Origin of the sequence: Streptomyces sp. WAC 06738, from assembly GCF_003945505.1 — a bacterium.
Classification (GTDB): domain Bacteria; phylum Actinomycetota; class Actinomycetes; order Streptomycetales; family Streptomycetaceae; genus Streptomyces.
Genome location: NZ_CP029618.1, coordinates 6,119,199 through 6,135,145 on the forward strand (window position 1 = coordinate 6,119,199; position 15,947 = coordinate 6,135,145).

10 protein-coding genes are annotated in these 15,947 nt (G+C 74.0%); 7 read left to right on the plus strand and 3 right to left on the minus strand.

Features of this window, described 5'->3' with window-relative positions; genetic code table 11:
* Nucleotide 1: 1 nt before the first annotated feature.
* Nucleotides 2-172, minus strand: a complete 171-nt coding sequence (locus DMB38_RS36255; protein ID WP_164716127.1) for a hypothetical protein — start codon at nucleotides 170-172, stop codon at nucleotides 2-4.
* A gap of 271 nt (nucleotides 173-443) precedes the next feature.
* On the opposite strand from DMB38_RS36255, the gene DMB38_RS26985 reads away from it, so the two are divergent.
* Nucleotides 444-3,518 (plus strand): AAA family ATPase, encoded by a 3,075-nt coding sequence (locus DMB38_RS26985; RefSeq protein ID WP_125937333.1) that lies wholly within the window; start codon nucleotides 444-446, stop codon nucleotides 3,516-3,518.
* A 58-nt stretch (nucleotides 3,519-3,576) separates the two neighbouring features.
* On the opposite strand, the gene DMB38_RS26990 is transcribed toward DMB38_RS26985, so the two are convergent.
* Together DMB38_RS26990 and DMB38_RS26995 are read right to left on the minus strand one after the other, a co-directional pair.
* Nucleotides 3,577-4,725 (minus strand): PQQ-dependent sugar dehydrogenase, encoded by a 1,149-nt coding sequence (locus DMB38_RS26990; RefSeq protein ID WP_125937334.1) that lies wholly within the window; start codon nucleotides 4,723-4,725, stop codon nucleotides 3,577-3,579.
* A 184-nt stretch (nucleotides 4,726-4,909) separates the two neighbouring features.
* Nucleotides 4,910-5,902 (minus strand): aldo/keto reductase, encoded by a 993-nt coding sequence (locus DMB38_RS26995; RefSeq protein ID WP_047018273.1) that lies wholly within the window; start codon nucleotides 5,900-5,902, stop codon nucleotides 4,910-4,912.
* Between the two features lie 106 nt (nucleotides 5,903-6,008).
* On the opposite strand from DMB38_RS26995, the gene DMB38_RS27000 reads away from it, so the two are divergent.
* The 6 genes from DMB38_RS27000 to serA all read left to right on the plus strand — a co-directional run bounded on the left by DMB38_RS27000 (nucleotide 6,009) and on the right by serA (nucleotide 15,804).
* Nucleotides 6,009-6,941 carry a 2-hydroxyacid dehydrogenase gene (locus DMB38_RS27000; RefSeq protein WP_240662493.1) on the plus strand — a complete coding sequence of 311 codons (933 nt, stop codon included), beginning with the start codon at nucleotides 6,009-6,011 and terminating at the stop codon, nucleotides 6,939-6,941.
* A gap of 313 nt (nucleotides 6,942-7,254) precedes the next feature.
* The gene (locus DMB38_RS27005) at nucleotides 7,255-10,083 is read left to right on the plus strand and encodes an EAL domain-containing protein (protein ID WP_125937335.1); all 2,829 of its coding nucleotides are present in this window, start codon (nucleotides 7,255-7,257) and stop codon (nucleotides 10,081-10,083) included.
* 233 nt (nucleotides 10,084-10,316) lie between these two features.
* Nucleotides 10,317-12,245 carry an acetolactate synthase large subunit gene (locus DMB38_RS27010; RefSeq protein WP_125937336.1) on the plus strand — a complete coding sequence of 643 codons (1,929 nt, stop codon included), beginning with the start codon at nucleotides 10,317-10,319 and terminating at the stop codon, nucleotides 12,243-12,245.
* Between the two features lie 29 nt (nucleotides 12,246-12,274).
* Entirely contained in the window at nucleotides 12,275-12,799 is a 525-nt protein-coding gene (ilvN, locus tag DMB38_RS27015; RefSeq protein ID WP_018838935.1) for an acetolactate synthase small subunit, read from the plus strand.
* A 171-nt stretch (nucleotides 12,800-12,970) separates the two neighbouring features.
* Complete coding sequence (ilvC, locus tag DMB38_RS27020) at nucleotides 12,971-13,969, plus strand: ketol-acid reductoisomerase (protein ID WP_125937337.1); 999 nt, start codon at nucleotides 12,971-12,973, stop codon at nucleotides 13,967-13,969.
* A 215-nt stretch (nucleotides 13,970-14,184) separates the two neighbouring features.
* Nucleotides 14,185-15,804: a phosphoglycerate dehydrogenase gene (gene serA / locus DMB38_RS27025; protein ID WP_047018278.1), complete on the plus strand. Its 1,620-nt coding sequence runs from the start codon at nucleotides 14,185-14,187 to the stop codon at nucleotides 15,802-15,804.
* Nucleotides 15,805-15,947 lie beyond the last annotated feature (143 nt).

Genomic DNA, 15,947 nt, shown 5'->3' on the forward strand with positions numbered 1-15,947 from the left:
CTCAGGCCGCCTTCACCCAGCTCCCGCGGCGGGCGGCGGCCCCGCCCGGGTCGCCGGCCGCGCCGCGGCGGCGCGCCCGGCGGGCGGCGGTGGCGCCGCGTGCCATCCGGTACTGCTCCGCCTCGCGGCGCAGCTCGGCGGACCTGGCCCGGTGGATCTCGTAGTCGTACATATTCGCTCCCCTGTGAGTCGGCTTCCTCGCCGTGTTCTCCCTGTGCCTCAAGACTCGTCTCCCAGGGGGGTGCGGCGCATCGGGCGACTTCCTCATCTCTCCGCGCCCGGCGCCTTAGATGCCCGCCCCGGCCGGGCCCCGCGGCCTAAGGCCCCTCTTACGGGCCCCGAGGACCCCCACTTACGGCCCCCAGCGGCCCCCCGCGGCCCCGGCCGCGCCCGGTTCCCCGGCGACCTCCGGGCCGGCGCCGCGCCCGGCCGCGTGACGTGCGATGCTCGGTCGCGTGGAGTCCCCGGAGCCCCTGGAGCCGGCAGGCGCGGACGCCGGCACGCGTACCGGCGTCCGGGTCTTCGTCGGCCGCGCCGCGGAGCTGGGCGCGCTGACGGAGGCGTACGAGCGGGCCGCCGCGGGGGAGCCGTGCGCCGTGCTCGTCGGCGGCGAGGCGGGCGTCGGCAAGTCCCGGCTGGTGGAGGAGTTCCTGGCGCGCGCCGAGGCCGCGGGTGCGGTCACCGCCGTCGGCAACTGCATCGAGTCCGGCGCCGACGGCCTGCCCTTCGCGCCCTTCTCCACCGCGCTGCGCGCCCTGCGCCGCCGCCTCGGCGACCGGCTGGACGAGGCCGTCGCCGGGCAGGAGGGCGAGCTGGCCCGGCTGCTGCCCGAGCTGGGGCCGATCCCCGACCTGCCGGCGGCCGCCCAGGGCGAGGCCGGGCGGGCGCGGCTGTACGAGCTGGCCGCCCGGATGCTGGAGAAGCTGGCCGGCGAGCGGGTGCTCGTGCTGGTCGTCGAGGACCTGCACTGGGCCGACCACTCCACCCGCGAACTCCTCGGCTACCTGCTGCGCTCCGTCCAGGCCGCCCGGCTGCTCGTCGTCGCCACCTACCGCTCCGACGACCTGCACCGCCGCCACCCGCTGCGCCCCGGCCTCGCCGAGCTGGACCGGCTGCGCGGCGTCCGCCGGTTCGAGCTGGCCCGGTTCAGCCGCGACGAGGTGCGCAGCCAGCTCGCCGGGCTGCGCGGCGGCGAGCCCCCGGAGGACCTGGTGGCGGAGGTCTACGGGCGCTCGGACGGCAACGCGTTCTTCGTCGAGGAACTGGCCGCGGGCCTCGGCGCCGGCACGGGCGGCAGGGGCGGCGCGGTCGCCGGGCGCCCCGCGGGCGGCATCGGCGAGTCGCTGCGCGACCTGCTGCTCGTACGGGCCGAGGCGCTGCCGGACCCCGCCCGCCGGATCGTCGCGCTGGCCGCGGTCGGCGGCGACCGCGTCGACACCGCGCTGCTCGCCGCCGTCTCCGGGCTCGGCGAGGACGCGCTGTTCGACGCGCTGCGCACCGCCATCGGCGCCGGGGTGCTGCTCCCGGCGGACGAGCGGGTGGACGCGTACCGCTTCCGGCACGCCCTGATGCGCGAGGCCGTCTCCGACGACCTGCTGCCCGGCGAACGCGCCCGCCTCAGCCGCCGCTTCGCCGAGGCGCTGGAGGCCGACCCCGCCCTCGTACGGGCCGACGAGCGCCCCGCGCGGCTGGCCGGCTACTGGTATCTGGCCGGCGATCCCGCCCGCGCCCTGCCCGCCGTCCTCGCCGCCGCCGCGGACGCCCGCGCCCGGCACGCCTTCGCCGACCAGCTCGCGCTGCTGGAGCGGGCCGTCGCGCTGTGGGACGAGGCGCCGCCCGCCTCCCGTACCGTGCCGGACTCCGGCGGCGCCTACCCGCGCGCCGAGGAGCCCGAGTTCGCCGACCTGCTGGCCGAGACGGTGTTCGCGGCCCGGCTCGCGTCCGCGTTCGGCCGGGCCCTCACGCTCGGCGACCGGGCGCTGCGGCTGCTCGGCAGCCGGGCACCGCTGCGCGCCGCGTGGTTCCGCCTCGAGCGCGCCCGCTGCATCCAGGGCCTCGGCCGCGGCGACGGCTGGGCGGACCTGGACCGGGCGCAGGAACTGGTCCGCGGCCTGCCGCCGTCGCCGGTGCACGCGCAGGTGCTCGCCGAGGTCGCCGACTGGCAGGCGATCCATGCACCCGGCGGCGGCGCCATCGAGGCCGCGGAGCGCGCCGTGCAGCTCGCCCGGCTGGTCGGCGCCGAGGAGACCGAGCTGACCGTGCGCATCCCGCGGGCCTGGATGATGGTCGACTCCGGCGATGTCGAGGGCGGCATCGCGGAGTTCCACGCGGTACGGGAACGGGCGGTGGCCGATGGCCTGGTGGTGGCCGCGGCCCGGGCGTACGCGAACCTGCCCTCGGCCCTCGAAGGCGTCGGCAGGTCCGCGGAGTCGGTGGCCGCCGCCGACGAGGCGGTCGAGATGCTCGCCGACTCCGGTCTGGCCACGTTCCTCTCCCTCAGCCACGGCAACCGCGCCACCGCGCTGCTGTCGCTCGGCCGCTGGGCCGAGGCGGAGGAGGCCGTGGACGCGCAGTTCCGCACCGCGCGCAGCACGCAGTTGCGCGGCAGCGCGCTGTCTCTCCGTGCGCTGCTGGCGCTGCTGCGCGGCGACCACGCCGCGGCACAGGGCGAACTCGCCGCGGCCCGCGACGAGTTCGGCGGCGACCGGCAGCCGCAGTACGAGCTGCCGCGGGCCGAGATGACGATCCGCCTCGCCGCCGCGGAGGGGCGGGTCGCCGAGGTGCGGGCCGCGTTCGGGCAGGCCGTCGGCGACGGGCTGCGGCTGGGCATGCAGCGCTACGCCTGGCCGCTGCTGTACGCCACGGCCGCCGCCGAGGCCCGGCTGCGGGGGCTGCCCGCGGCCGAGACGGGCCGGCCCGCGGCGCTGGCCGCGATCCGCGCGGCGATGCGCAACCTGCCGCGGTTCGCGCCGCCGTGGGAGGCGTTGGCGCTGATGACGGAGGCGGAGCTGTGCGCGGCCGAGGGCCGCGACGCGACGGCCCGCTGGACGGAGGCCGAGGCGGCGTGGGCGGAGCTGGAGTGGCCGTACGAGCAGGCCGTGACCCGCTACCGCTGGGCGGAGTCGGTGCTCGCGGGCGGCCAGGCCGCGGCCGCAGCCCGGGACGGCGCGGCGCGGGCGCTACGGCTCGCGTACGACACGGCGAGGGACCTCGGCGCGGCCGGGCTCGTCCGCGACGCGGAGGCCCTGGCGGCCCGCGCCCGGATCGCCTTCACCGCGGCCGCCGCCCCGGCGGAACCGGAGGATCCGGCGGAGTCGCTGGGGCTGACGGCCCGGGAGGCGGACGTGCTGCGGCTGGTGGCGGCGGGGCGGAGCAACCGGCAGATCGCCGAGGAACTGTTCATCTCGCCGAAGACGGCGAGCGTGCACGTATCCCACATCCTGGCGAAGCTGGGGGTGGCGGCGCGGGGTGAGGCGGCGGCGGTCGCGCACCGGCTGCGGCTCTTCGAGGGCGCCTGAGTCCCGCCCCGGCCCGCACGCCCGCGTACGCCTCCTGGCGTACGCGTTCCCCAAGGGCCTAGCTGACCTCCAGCCGCAGGATGCGGTCGTCGCCCTTCTCCGGCGTGCCGCGCAGGTCCGTCTCGTTGGTCATCAGCAGCAGGTCGCCGTCGGACGCCCGCTGCACCGTGCGCAGCCGCCCGTACCTGCCGTCGAAGAACGCCTGCGGGTCCGCCGCCGCCTTCGTGCCGTCCAGCGGGATCCGCCACAGCCGCTCGCCGCGGAGCGACGCCATCCAGATCGACCCGTCCGCGAACGCGATGCCGCTCGGCGAGGCGTCCGGGGTGGGCCACTGCACGACGGGGTCGACGAAGCCGTCGCGGTTCTCCTTGCCCTCGACCTCGGGCCAGCCGTAGTTCTTCCCCGGCTCGATCAGGTTCAGCTCGTCCCACTTCTGGTCGCCGAACTCCGCCGCCCACAGCCGCTTGTCGTCGTCCCAGGCCAGCCCCTGCACGTTGCGGTGGCCGTACGAGTACACCACCGAGCCCGCCTCCGGGTTGCCACGCGCCGGCTCGCCGTCGGGCGTCATCCGCAGGATCTTGCCGCCCAGCGAGTCCTTGTCCTGTGCCAGCGCCGGGTCGCCGGCCTCGCCGGTGCCCACGTACAGCATCCTGTCCGGGCCGAACGCGATCCTCCCGCCGTTGTGCCGGCCGCCCTTGGGGATGCCGCGGAAGACGGTGTCCGGCGCGCCCAGCCGGTTGCCCTCCGGCCCGTCCGAGTCGTACGTCATCCGTACGATGCGGTTGTCGCTGTCGGAGGTGACGTAGGCGTAGAGCATCTCGTCGGCGCCGAGCGCGAGTCCCAGCAGGCCGCCCTCGTTGCCCGGTTCGCGCTGCACGCCCGGCACCTCGCCGGCCTCGGTGACCTTCCCGCCCCCGGCCGCCACGTGGTACACGGTGCCGGTGTCGCGGGAGGAGACCAGCAGGTCGCCGCCGGGCAGCTCGGCCAGGCCCCACGGGGTCTCCAGGTTCTCGGCGACCGTGCCGACGACCTTCGCGGAGCCCTTGGCCGGTGGCGGCTCGCCCCCGTCGGTGGCGCCGCCGCTGCCGGCGGGCGCGGTGGAGGACGCCGCGTCCTTCCCGCCGGAGCCGTCGTCGTCGCCCGACGAGCAGCCTGCGGCGAGCACGAGTGCGGCGGCGGCCACGGCGGTGAAGGCGCGGGCTCTCACGGGACGGTTCTCCTTCGGCGGGCGGCGGCCGGAACGTACCCAGCACATCACAACCGGGCGTACACCGCGCGCCGGTGGGGCGTTCCCGCCCGTACGGACGAGCGTCACGCGTCCGTACGAGCCCGCCCGCCCGCACGCGTACGCACCGCCGCCCGGGGCCCCGGCCGGAAGGCCGTCCGCGCGGCTACTCCCACGACCCCTGCGCCGGCGGCAGCGCCGCGATCTCCGCCAGGTCCGCCGGCCCCAGCCGCAGCCCCGCCGCCGCGGCGTTCTCCACCGACCATCGCGCCCGCTTCGCCCCCGGCACCGGCACCACGTGCGCCCCCTGCGCCAGCACCCATGCCAGCGCCGCCTGCGCCGGCGTCGCGCCGTGCCGCTCGGCGACCCGGCGCAGCCCGGCGACCACCGGCTGGTTCGCCGCCATCATCTCGGCGGTGAACCGCGGGTGCCTGGCCCGTATGTCGTCCGGCTCGAAGCCCTGCCCCGGCGTCAGCGTGCCGGTGAGGAACCCGTGCCCCAGCGGCATCGCCGCGAGGAACCCGACCTGCCGCGCCTCGCACCACGGCAGCAGGCTCGCCAGCGCCTCCGGCGACCAGACCGACAGCTCCGCCTGCACGCTGCTCACCGGGAACACCTGCTGCACCCGGCCCAGCCGGCGGATCGTCGCGTCGTACATCCCGCCGCCCGCCCGGCGGTCCGCCCGCGCGCCGACCGCGCAGAACCCCAGCGAGCGCACCTTGCCCGCCGCCACCAGCTCGGCCATCGCGCCCCAGGTCTCCTCGACCGGCACCTCGGGGTCCTCGCGGTGCAGTTGGTACAGGTCGATGACGTCGGTCTGGAGCCGGCGCAGCGAGGCGTCGCAGGCGCGCCTGACGTACGCCGGGCGGCCGTTGGCGACGACGTGCTGCTCGCCGACGAGGAGGCCGACCTTGGTGGAGACGAACGCGTCCGCGCGCCGCTCCTTGAGTACCCGGCCGACCAGCAGCTCGTTGGTGAACGGCCCGTACATGTCGGCGGTGTCCAGCAGGCTCACGCCGGCGTCGAGCGCCGCGCACACGGCCCGTACGGACTCGTCGCCCTGCTGCCGCGACGTGCTGTACGCCCAGCTCATCGGCATGCAGCCGAGGCCGACCGCGCCCACCTCCAGGGCCGCCGCCCCGATCGTCCTGCGCTCCACGCAAGGCACACTAGACCCTGGCGCCGACACCCGGCCGGCGGCCTCCGGCCGCCGCACGCCCCCCTCACACCCCGCGCGCCCGCGTCGATCACCTAGCCTCGTGCCCATGAGCGATGGACAGGTGTGGCTGCCGATTCCGCCGGACGAGATCACCGGTCTGCCGCCGGAACTCGACTACGTCCACTGGGACGCCGAGCCCGGGTTCCCCGCGGACCCGGCGGACTGCGTGTTCCTGGTGGCCCCCTACATGCGCCGGATCACGCACGACCCGGTGCCGCGGATGACGGCGCTGAAGGTGCTGCAGACGCTCACCGCCGGGGTCGACGACTTCCTGCCCAGGCTCTCCACGCTGCCGCCGGGGACCCGGCTGTGCAACGCCCGCGGCGTGCACGAGGCGTCGACCGCGGAGCTGGCGCTCGCGCTCACCCTCGCCTCGCTGCGCGGCATCCCCGACTTCGTGCGCAACCAGGACGCGGAGGAGTGGCGCGGCGGCTTCCACCCGTCGCTCGCCGACAAGACCGTGCTGATCCTCGGCTACGGCGCCATCGGAAGCGCGGTGGAAGACCGGCTTGCGGGCTTTGAGTGCGAGCGGGTCATACGCATCGCGCGCTCCCCGCGCACCACACCGCGCGGTCCCGTCCACGCCCTCGACGGCGTAGGGGAGTTGCTGCCCGCCGCCGACGTGGTGATCGTGACGACCCCGCTGACCGACGCCACCCGCGGCCTGGTCGACGCCGGGTTCCTGGCCCGGATGAAGGACGGCGCGCTGCTCGTGAACGTCGCCCGCGGTGCCGTCGTCGACACGAAGGCCCTGCTGGACGAGGTGACACCGGGCCGGCTGCGGGCCGCGCTCGACGTGACGGACCCCGAGCCGCTGCCGCCGGGACACCCGCTGTGGCACGCAGCGGGAGTGCTGATCAGCCCGCACACCGGCGGGCCCACGTCCGCCTTCCGGCCGCGTGCGGAGAGGCTGCTGCGTGCCCAGTTGCGGCGGTTCGCCGCAGGTGAACCGGTGGAGCACGTGGTCGCCGTTGCCTGATGGACAACCGCATGAACACTCTACGTAGTTGACAGACAACTCTCGGTTTTAGTTACGCTCCGTAGAGGAAGTATGTCCCTGCGTGACGAACCTGGTGTATCGTCCGCAGCGGGGATTGCTCCCGACGTCAACGTGGCCGGCCCGCTGCCGGCGGCGCATCCGATATCGAGGGGGGCGATGGGCACATGCACGGCAAGTGGAAATCCTTTCCGGGACGCGGGCAGCGCGGTAGTCCCGCGCGCCTCCCGGTCCTGAGAGCCGGCGTCGCGGCGCGGCCGCGGACGGGGCCGGCTCCCGGCAGCCGGGGGGCGCGGTGACCGCGTCGATCGGGGCGGTGGTGCCCAGGCCGCCGTTGCCCGCGGGGTTCGTACCCCAGCTGGTCCTCGCGGTGCTCTGCGCGGGGTATGCCACCGGTGCCGCTCTGGGCTGGGGCTCTTCCCGGATCGCCCTGATCATGGGGGACTTCGGGCTGAGCGCGGCGGCGTTCGCGGCCGCCTTCTCGTGTCTCTACTACGCGCGTATCCGCCAGGGCCGCTTCCGGCCGGCCTGGCTCATGTTCGGCGTCTCGTCCGCCATGGCGGGCATCGGCAACGGGATCTGGGGCTGGTACGAGGTCGTGCTCCGGCGCCCGCTGCCCGAGGCGTCCGTGGCGGACTTCTTCTTCCTGCTCTTCGCGCCGCCGGCGGTCATCGGACTGCTGGTGCTGGCCCGGCGGCCGGTGAGCAGAGCGGGCTGGATCTGCCTGGGCCTGGACACCTGGCTCATCGGCGGCTCCCTGCTCACCATCTCCTGGACGCTCGCCCTGGCGCACGCCGCGGGGGACGACGAGTCGGTGCCGCGGGTCGCGCTCTCACTCGCGTACCCGCTGCTGGACATCGTGCTGGTGAGCATGGTGCTGGCGCTGCACTTCCGGCGCACCGCGGCCGGCCGCTCCGCGATCAACACGGCGATCGGCGCGCTGGTGCTCACGGTGCTGTGCGACGCGCTGTTCACCTCGCCGCTGCTCCAGGAGCAGTACCGCTCGGGGCAGTTGCTGGACGCCGGCTGGTTCGCCGGCTCGGTGCTCCTCGCGTACGCCCCCTGGGTCGGCAGGGCCGAGGAGGCGGAGGAGGCCGAGGAGCCCGGCCAGAAGGAGCGCGGCCGCCCCATCGCCGGGCACATCGGCGCGCTCGCGCCGTATCTCGCGGCCGGGGTCTGCACGCTGGGGATCCTCTACAACCTGCTGGACGGCCGCAGCGTCGACCGCGTGGTGCTGATGACCGCGTGCACGGTCGTGCTGGCGCTGGTCGTCCGCCAGGCGATCATGCTGCTGGACAACATCAGCCTCACCCAGGAGCTGGCCCAGAAGGAGAACCACTTCCGCTCGCTGGTGCAGGGGTCGAGTGACGTCATCATGATCGCGGCGCCGTCCGGCGTGCTGCGCTACGTCAGCCCGGCCGCCCAGGGCGTCTACGGCACGGACCCGGAGGAGCTGGTCGGCTGCGAGCTGGCCGGGCTCATCCACCCCGACGACCTGGGCCGGGTGCTGCACGAGGTGCGCCGGTTCCTGTCGGCGCCGCCCGGCGGGGCGCGCTCGATCCGCATCGAGTGCCGCTTCCGGGCCGGCCGGGGCCGCCGCGGCGCCCGCGCCGGCGAGGGCGGCTACGGCGAGGACGGCTGGCTGAACGTCGAGTCGACGGTCAACCGGCACCACAACGGCCTGATCTTCAACTCCCGGGACGTCACCGAGCGCGTCCGGCTCCAGGCGCAGTTGCAGCACAGCGCCTCCCACGACGCGCTCACCGACCTGCCGAACCGGGCGCTCTTCACCGAGCGCGTCGGCCACGCCCTCGGCGGCCGGCGGGCCGGGGACGCGAACGCGGCCGTGCTCTTCATCGACCTCGACGGCTTCAAGGCGGTCAACGACACCGTGGGCCACGCCGCCGGGGACGAACTGCTCATCCAGGCCGGCCGCCGGCTGCAGGAGTCGATCCGCTCCGGGGACTCGGCGGCCCGGCTCGGCGGCGACGAGTTCGCGGTGCTGCTCGTCGGCGGCGCCGCGGGCGAGAACCGGTCCGACGGCGCCGGGCGCGAGCGCCGCACCCGCGAGGTCGCCGACCGGCTGCGGGTGCGGCTCTCCGAGCCGTACACGGCGGGCGGCGTCGAGGTGCGGGTCGCGGCCAGCATCGGCGTGGCCTTCGCCGAGCCCGGCAGCACGCCCGCGGAGCTGATGCGCAACGCCGACCTGGCGATGTACCGCGCCAAGCAGGCGGGCAAGGCGCGCGTCGAGCTGTACGCGCCGCAGATGCAGGCCGAGGTGGTGCGCCGGATAGAGATGGCGAACCGGCTGCGCTCCGCGCTGGACGACGGGCAGTTCACGCTCGTCCACCAGCCGGTGGTGGAGCTGTCGAGCGGGCGGCTGGCGGCGCTGTCGGCGCAGCCGCGCTGGCGCTCGGCGCAGGGCATCGTGCACACGCCGGCCGAGTTCATGCAGGGGCCGCCGGACACCGGCGGGCGCGGCAGCGGGCAGGACCGGGCCCGTACCGCGGAGCTGGCGCGCTGGCTGCTGGAGGCGACGGTCGAGCAGGCCGCCGCGCGGTACGAGGCGGGCATGGGCATCCCCGTGACCGTACGGATGTCCGCCGCCCGGCTCACCGACCGGAGCATGTCCCCGCAACTGGTGGAGGCGCTGCTGATGCGGCACGGGCTGCCGCCCGGCGCGCTGACCATCGAGGTCGCCGACAGCGACGCCCGGGCCGGCATGGACGAGCTGGAGCGGCGCCTGGTGGCGCTGCGCCGCCTCGGCGTGCGCATCGCGCTCGACGGCTTCGGCAGCGGCCACGCCGCCATCGCCGCGCTGCGCCGGCTGCCGGTGGACGTGCTCAAGCTGGACCGCGGCCTGGTCGACGGCCTGGCCGAATCGCCCCGGCTGCGTGCCATCGCGGCCGGGATGATCGGCATCGCCGGCGAGCTGGGCCTGGACTCGACCGCCGAGGGAGTCGACCTGCCCGAGCAGGCCGAGGTACTGCGCGCGCTGGGCTGCCGGCACGCGCAGGGCATGGCCTACTGCGAACCACTGGAGGAGGAGCGAGTACGGGACGCACTGGCCCTGGGAGCGTTCGCGCTGCCGGAAGAGGATGCATCGGCCATTGCGCTCACATAGTGAGACCCGGGTTCCACGAACTTGACACCCCCGGCGCGCCGGGGGCAAGGTCTGGTCCATGCGCACCCGAATTCTCGTACTTGGACAGCGCGTCGGCTGAAGCGGATCCCGACTCCCGGACCGCGCCGACGCGCTCCCCTCGCTTGCCATCCGGCACGAGGGGTTTTTTGTTGCTCGAACCCGCTGCTTCACCCCCAACCCTCGCACCGAATCGAAGACGAGAAGAGAAACCGATGACCGAGCAGGCTCCCCCGCGGAGTGAGCCCCACCCGCAGCCGCCGCGGGCCCGCAGCGGGGGACAGTCCCGCGTTCCGGGGCACACACCGGCAGAGAAGACCGTGACGGGCGCGCAGTCCCTCATCCTCGCCCTGGAGGCCGTGGGCGCGGACACGGTGTTCGGCATTCCGGGCGGGACCATCCTCCCCGCGTACGACCCGCTGATGGACTCCACGAAGGTCCGGCACGTCCTCGTCCGCCACGAGCAGGGCGCGGGCCACGCCGCCACCGGGTACGCGCAGGCCACCGGCAAGGTCGGCGTCTGCATGGCCACCTCGGGCCCGGGCGCGACCAACCTCGTCACCCCGATCGCCGACGCGCACATGGACTCCGTGCCGCTGGTCGCGATCACCGGCCAGGTGGTGGTGAAGTCGATCGGCACCGACGCCTTCCAGGAGGCGGACATCTGCGGCATCACCATGCCGATCACGAAGCACAACTTCCTGGTCACCGATCCGGCGGACATCCCGCGGGTGATCTCCGAGGCCTTCCACATCGCCTCCACCGGACGGCCGGGCCCGGTGCTGGTCGACATCGCCAAGGACACGCTGCAGTCGCCCACCGTCTTCTCCTGGCCGCCGCGGCACGAGCTGCCCGGCTACCGCCCGGTCACCAAGCCGCACGCCAAGCAGATCCGCGAGGCCGCCCGGCTCGTCGGCGCCGCCCGGCGCCCGGTGCTGTACGTCGGCGGCGGGGTGCTCAAGGCCCGCGCCACCGCCGAGCTGAAGGTGCTCGCCGAGCTGACCGGCGCGCCCGTCGTCACCACCCTCATGGGCCTCGGCGCCTTCCCCGACACCCACCCGCAGCACCTGGGCATGCCGGGCATGCACGGCACGGTGGCCGCCGTCACCTCGCTGCAGAAGGCCGACCTGATCGTGGCGCTCGGCGCCCGGTTCGACGACCGGGTGACGGGCAGGCTGGACACCTTCGCGCCGTACGCCAAGATCGTGCACGCCGACATCGACCCCGCGGAGATCGGCAAGAACCGCGAGGCGGACGTGCCGATCGTCGGCGACGCCCGCGAGGTCATCGCAGACCTGATCGTGGCGGTGCAGAGCGAGCAGGAGCAGGGCGACCGGCAGGGCACGGGCACCGAACGGTACGCGGAGTGGTGGCAGCAGCTCGACCGCTGGCGCGAGACGTACCCCCTCGGCTACGACCTGCCCTCCGACGGCACCCTCTCGCCCCAGCAGGTGATCCAGCGCATCGGCGAGCTGGCCCCGGAGGACACGGTCTACACCGCGGGCGTCGGCCAGCACCAGATGTGGGCCGCCCACTACATCGACTACGACAAGCCCCGCACCTGGCTCAACTCCGGCGGCGCCGGGACCATGGGCTACGCCGTCCCGGCCGCCATGGGCGCCAAGGCCGGCGCGCCGGACGCGACGGTCTGGGCCATCGACGGCGACGGCTGCTTCCAGATGACCAACCAGGAGCTGGTCACCTGCGCGCTGAACGGCATCCCGATCAAGGTCGCGATCATCAACAACGGCGCGCTGGGCATGGTCCGCCAGTGGCAGACCCTCTTCTACAACCGCCGCTACTCCAACACCGTGCTGCACTCCGGGCCGAACGGCAACGGCGGCGCGGCCGAGAGCGCCGGCGGCGCCGAGGAGCAGGCCCGCCAGGCCGCCGGCACCCGCTGCCCGGACTTCGTCAAGCTCGCCGAGGCCATGGGCTGCGTCGGCCTGCGCTGCGAGGACCCCGAGCAGCTCGACGCGGTCATCGAGAAGGCCAACGCCATCAACGACCGCCCCGTCGTCGTGGACTTCATCGTCCACCAGGACGCGATGGTCTGGCCGATGGTCGCGGCCGGCACCTCCAACGACGAGATCATGGCCGCGCGCGACGTCCGCCCGGACTTCGGCGACGGCGAAGACGACTGAGGCCGGGCAGCGAAGAGAGAGACGAAGACATGTCCAAGCACACGCTGTCGGTCCTGGTGGAGAACAAGCCGGGCATCCTGGCCAGGATCTCCGCGATGTTCTTCCGCCGCGGCTTCAACATCGACTCGCTCGCCGTCGGCACCACCGAGCACCCGGACATCTCCCGGATGACGATCGTGGTGAACGTCGAGGACCAGCCCCTGGAGCAGGTCACCAAGCAGCTCAACAAGCTCGTCAACGTGCTGAAGATCGTCGAGCTGGAGCCGGGCGCGGCGGTGCAGCGCGAACTCGTCCTGGTGAAGGTGCGCGCCGACAACGAGACCCGCTCCCAGGTCGTCGAGATCGTCCAGCTCTTCCGCGCCAAGACCGTGGACGTCTCCCCGGAGGCGGTCACGATCGAGGCCACGGGCAGCGGCGAGAAGCTGGAGGCGATGCTGAAGATGCTGGAGCCGTACGGCATCAAGGAACTGGTGCAGTCCGGCACGATCGCCATCGGCCGCGGTGCCCGCTCCATCACGGACCGCTCCCTCCGCGCCCTCGACAGGACCGCGTAACCCCCGGGCGGGGTGCCGCCGCGGCGGCACCCCGCCCCGTCGTATCCCTGCTGCACTCCGTGGAGTCGCAGTGAAGGAAGATCTTTCGGGGGAGACCCCCGAACCCCCCAGGACCCCCGCCGCGCCAGACGTACGGTGGGACCAACCGCAAGACTCAAGGAGATCGCAACCGTGGCCGAGCTGTTCTACGACGACGACGCCGACCTGTCCATCATCCAGGGCCGCAAGGTCGCGGTCCTCGGCTACGGCAGCCAGGGCCACGCCCACGCGCTGTCGCTGCGCGACTCCGGCGTGGACGTCCGCGTCGGCCTGCACGAGGGCTCCAAGTCCCGGGCGAAGGCCGAGGAGCAGGGCCTGCGGGTCGTCACCCCCGCCGAGGCCGCCGCCGAGGCCGACGTGATCATGATGCTGGTGCCGGACCCGGTGCAGGGCAAGGTCTACGAGGAGTCCGTGAAGGAGAACCTCAAGGACGGCGACGCGCTCTTCTTCGGCCACGGCCTCAACATCCGCTACGGCTTCGTCAAGCCGCCCGCCAACGTCGACGTCTGCATGGTCGCCCCGAAGGGCCCGGGCCACCTGGTCCGCCGCCAGTTCGAGGAGGGCCGCGGCGTGCCGTGCATCGCGGCCGTCGAGCAGGACGCCAGCGGCGGCGGCTTCGCGCTGGCCCTGTCGTACGCGAAGGCCATCGGCGGCACCCGCGCCGGCGTCATCAAGACCACCTTCACCGAGGAGACCGAGACCGACCTCTTCGGCGAGCAGGCCGTGCTCTGCGGCGGTACCTCGGCGCTGGTCAAGGCCGGCTTCGAGACCCTGGTCGAGGCGGGCTACCAGCCGGAGATCGCGTACTTCGAGTGCCTGCACGAGCTGAAGCTCATCGTGGACCTCATGTACGAGGGCGGCCTGGAGAAGATGCGCTGGTCGGTCTCCGAGACCGCCGAGTGGGGCGACTACGTCTCGGGGCCGCGGATCATCAACGACAACACCAAGGCCGAGATGAAGAAGATCCTCGGCGAGATCCAGGACGGCTCGTTCGCCAAGGACTGGATGGCCGAGTACCACAACGGCCTGCCGCGCTACAACGAGTACAAGAAGCGCGACGCCGACCACCTGATCGAAACGACCGGCAAGGAGCTGCGGAAGCTCATGAGCTGGGTCGACGACAAGGACTGAGCGGACCGGGTCGCTCGTTCGGGCGGTGGCGGGGCGCAGCGGCGCCCGGCCACCGCCCGGCGCCACTACACTCTTGGTACATCGCGCGTCAGGCTCACAGCGTCGTGTGTCCTTCAAACGCGGCAGCACGCGTCTGTCCGGCGGACCGGCGCCTGCATCCCTCCACCTGCGGCCGTCGGGACGGCCGTCCCGTACAGGAATCCAGTGAGGACCACGTGAGCACTGCCCCCGCAACCGGCGCCACCCCCGGGAAGCCCGCCGTACTGATCGCCGAGGAGCTCTCGCCGGCCACCGTCGACGCCCTCGGTCCCGACTTCGACATCCGCCACTGCAACGGCGCCGACCGGGCCGAGCTGCTCGCCGCCATCGCCGACGTGGACGCGATCCTGATCCGCAGCGCCACCAAGGTCGACGCGGAGGCCGTGGCCGCCGCGCGCCGGCTGAAGGTCGTCGCCCGCGCGGGCGTCGGCCTCGACAACGTCGACGTGCCCGCCGCCACCAAGGCCGGTGTCATGGTCGTCAACGCGCCGACCTCCAACATCGTCACCGCCGCCGAGCTGGCCTGCGGCCTGATCATCGCCAGCGCGCGCAACATCCCGCAGGCCAACGCCGCGCTGAAGGCCGGCGAGTGGAAGCGCTCCAAGTACACCGGCGTCGAGCTGAACGAGAAGGTGCTCGGCGTCGTCGGCCTCGGCCGCATCGGCGTGCTCGTCGCGCAGCGCATGGCCGCGTTCGGCATGAGCGTCGTGGCGTACGACCCGTACGTGCAGGCCGCGCGCGCCGCGCAGATGGGCGTCAAGCTCGTATCGCTCGACGAACTGCTGGAGACCTCCGACTTCATCACCGTCCACCTGCCGAAGACCCCCGAGACCCTGGGTCTCATCGGCGACGAGGCGCTGCAGAAGGTGAAGCCGTCCGTCCGGATCGTCAACGCCGCCCGCGGCGGCATCGTGGACGAGGAGGCGCTGACCGCCGCGCTGAAGGAGGGCCGGGTCGCGGGCGCGGGCCTCGACGTCTACGCCACCGAGCCGTGTACGGACTCGCCGCTCTTCCAGTTCGACAGCGTCGTCGCCACCCCGCACCTCGGCGCCTCCACCGGCGAGGCGCAGGAGAAGGCGGGCATCTCCGTGGCCCGCTCGGTGCGGCTCGCGCTCGCCGGCGAGCTGGTGCCGGACGCGGTCAACGTCCAGGGCGGCGTCATCGCCGAGGACGTGCGGCCCGGGCTGCCGCTGGCCGAGAAGCTGGGCCGGATCTTCACGGCGCTGGCCGGCGAGGTCGCCGTCCGGCTCGACGTGGAGGTGTGCGGCGAGATCACGCAGCACGACGTGAAGGTGCTGGAGCTGTCGGCGCTCAAGGGCGTCTTCGAGGACATCGTCGCCGAGACCGTGAGCTACGTGAACGCCCCGCTCTTCGCGCAGGAGCGCGGCGTCGAGGTGCGGCTGACCACCAGCTCGGAGTCGAACGCCCACCGCAACGTGGTGACGGTGCGCGGCACGCTCGCCAGCGGCGAGGAGGTGTCGGTCTCCGGCACGCTCTCCGGGCCGAAGCACCAGCAGAAGATCGTCGCCGTCGGCGAGCACGACGTGGACCTGACGCTCGCCGACCACATGGCCTTCTTCAGCTACGGGGACCGCCCCGGCGTCGTCGGCACCATGGGCCGGATCCTGGGCGAGGCGGGCATCAACATCGCCGGCATGCAGGTGTCGCGGGCCAAGGCGGGCGGCGAGGCGCTGGTCGCGCTCACCGTGGACGACACGATCCCGCCGGCCGTCGTGCAGGAGATCGCGGGTGAGATCGGCGCGGCCTCGGCGCGCGCGGTGAACCTCACCGAGTAGCGGACCGGGGGAGACCCCGGGCACCGGGCCCGGGCGGGCGGCAGCGATGCCGCCGGCCCGGGCCCGTACGCGTGTCAGGGCCCGGTGCTCCGGCCGGGCCGGGGCCCGGGGTGCCCGCGGCGTGATGCGGAGGATCTTCGCGC

What these genes read in the sequence shown, in the direction of transcription:
- DMB38_RS36255 (WP_164716127.1), bottom strand. Translation starts at nt 172, where the DNA reads ATGTACGACTACGAGATCCACCGGGCCAGGTCCGCCGAGCTGCGCCGC.
- DMB38_RS26985 (WP_125937333.1), top strand. Translation starts at nt 444, where the DNA reads ATGCTCGGTCGCGTGGAGTCCCCGGAGCCCCTGGAGCCGGCAGGCGCG.
- DMB38_RS27000 (WP_240662493.1), top strand. Translation starts at nt 6,009, where the DNA reads ATGAGCGATGGACAGGTGTGGCTGCCGATTCCGCCGGACGAGATCACC.
- DMB38_RS27010 (WP_125937336.1), top strand. Translation starts at nt 10,317, where the DNA reads ATGACCGAGCAGGCTCCCCCGCGGAGTGAGCCCCACCCGCAGCCGCCG.
- ilvN (WP_018838935.1), top strand. Translation starts at nt 12,275, where the DNA reads ATGTCCAAGCACACGCTGTCGGTCCTGGTGGAGAACAAGCCGGGCATC.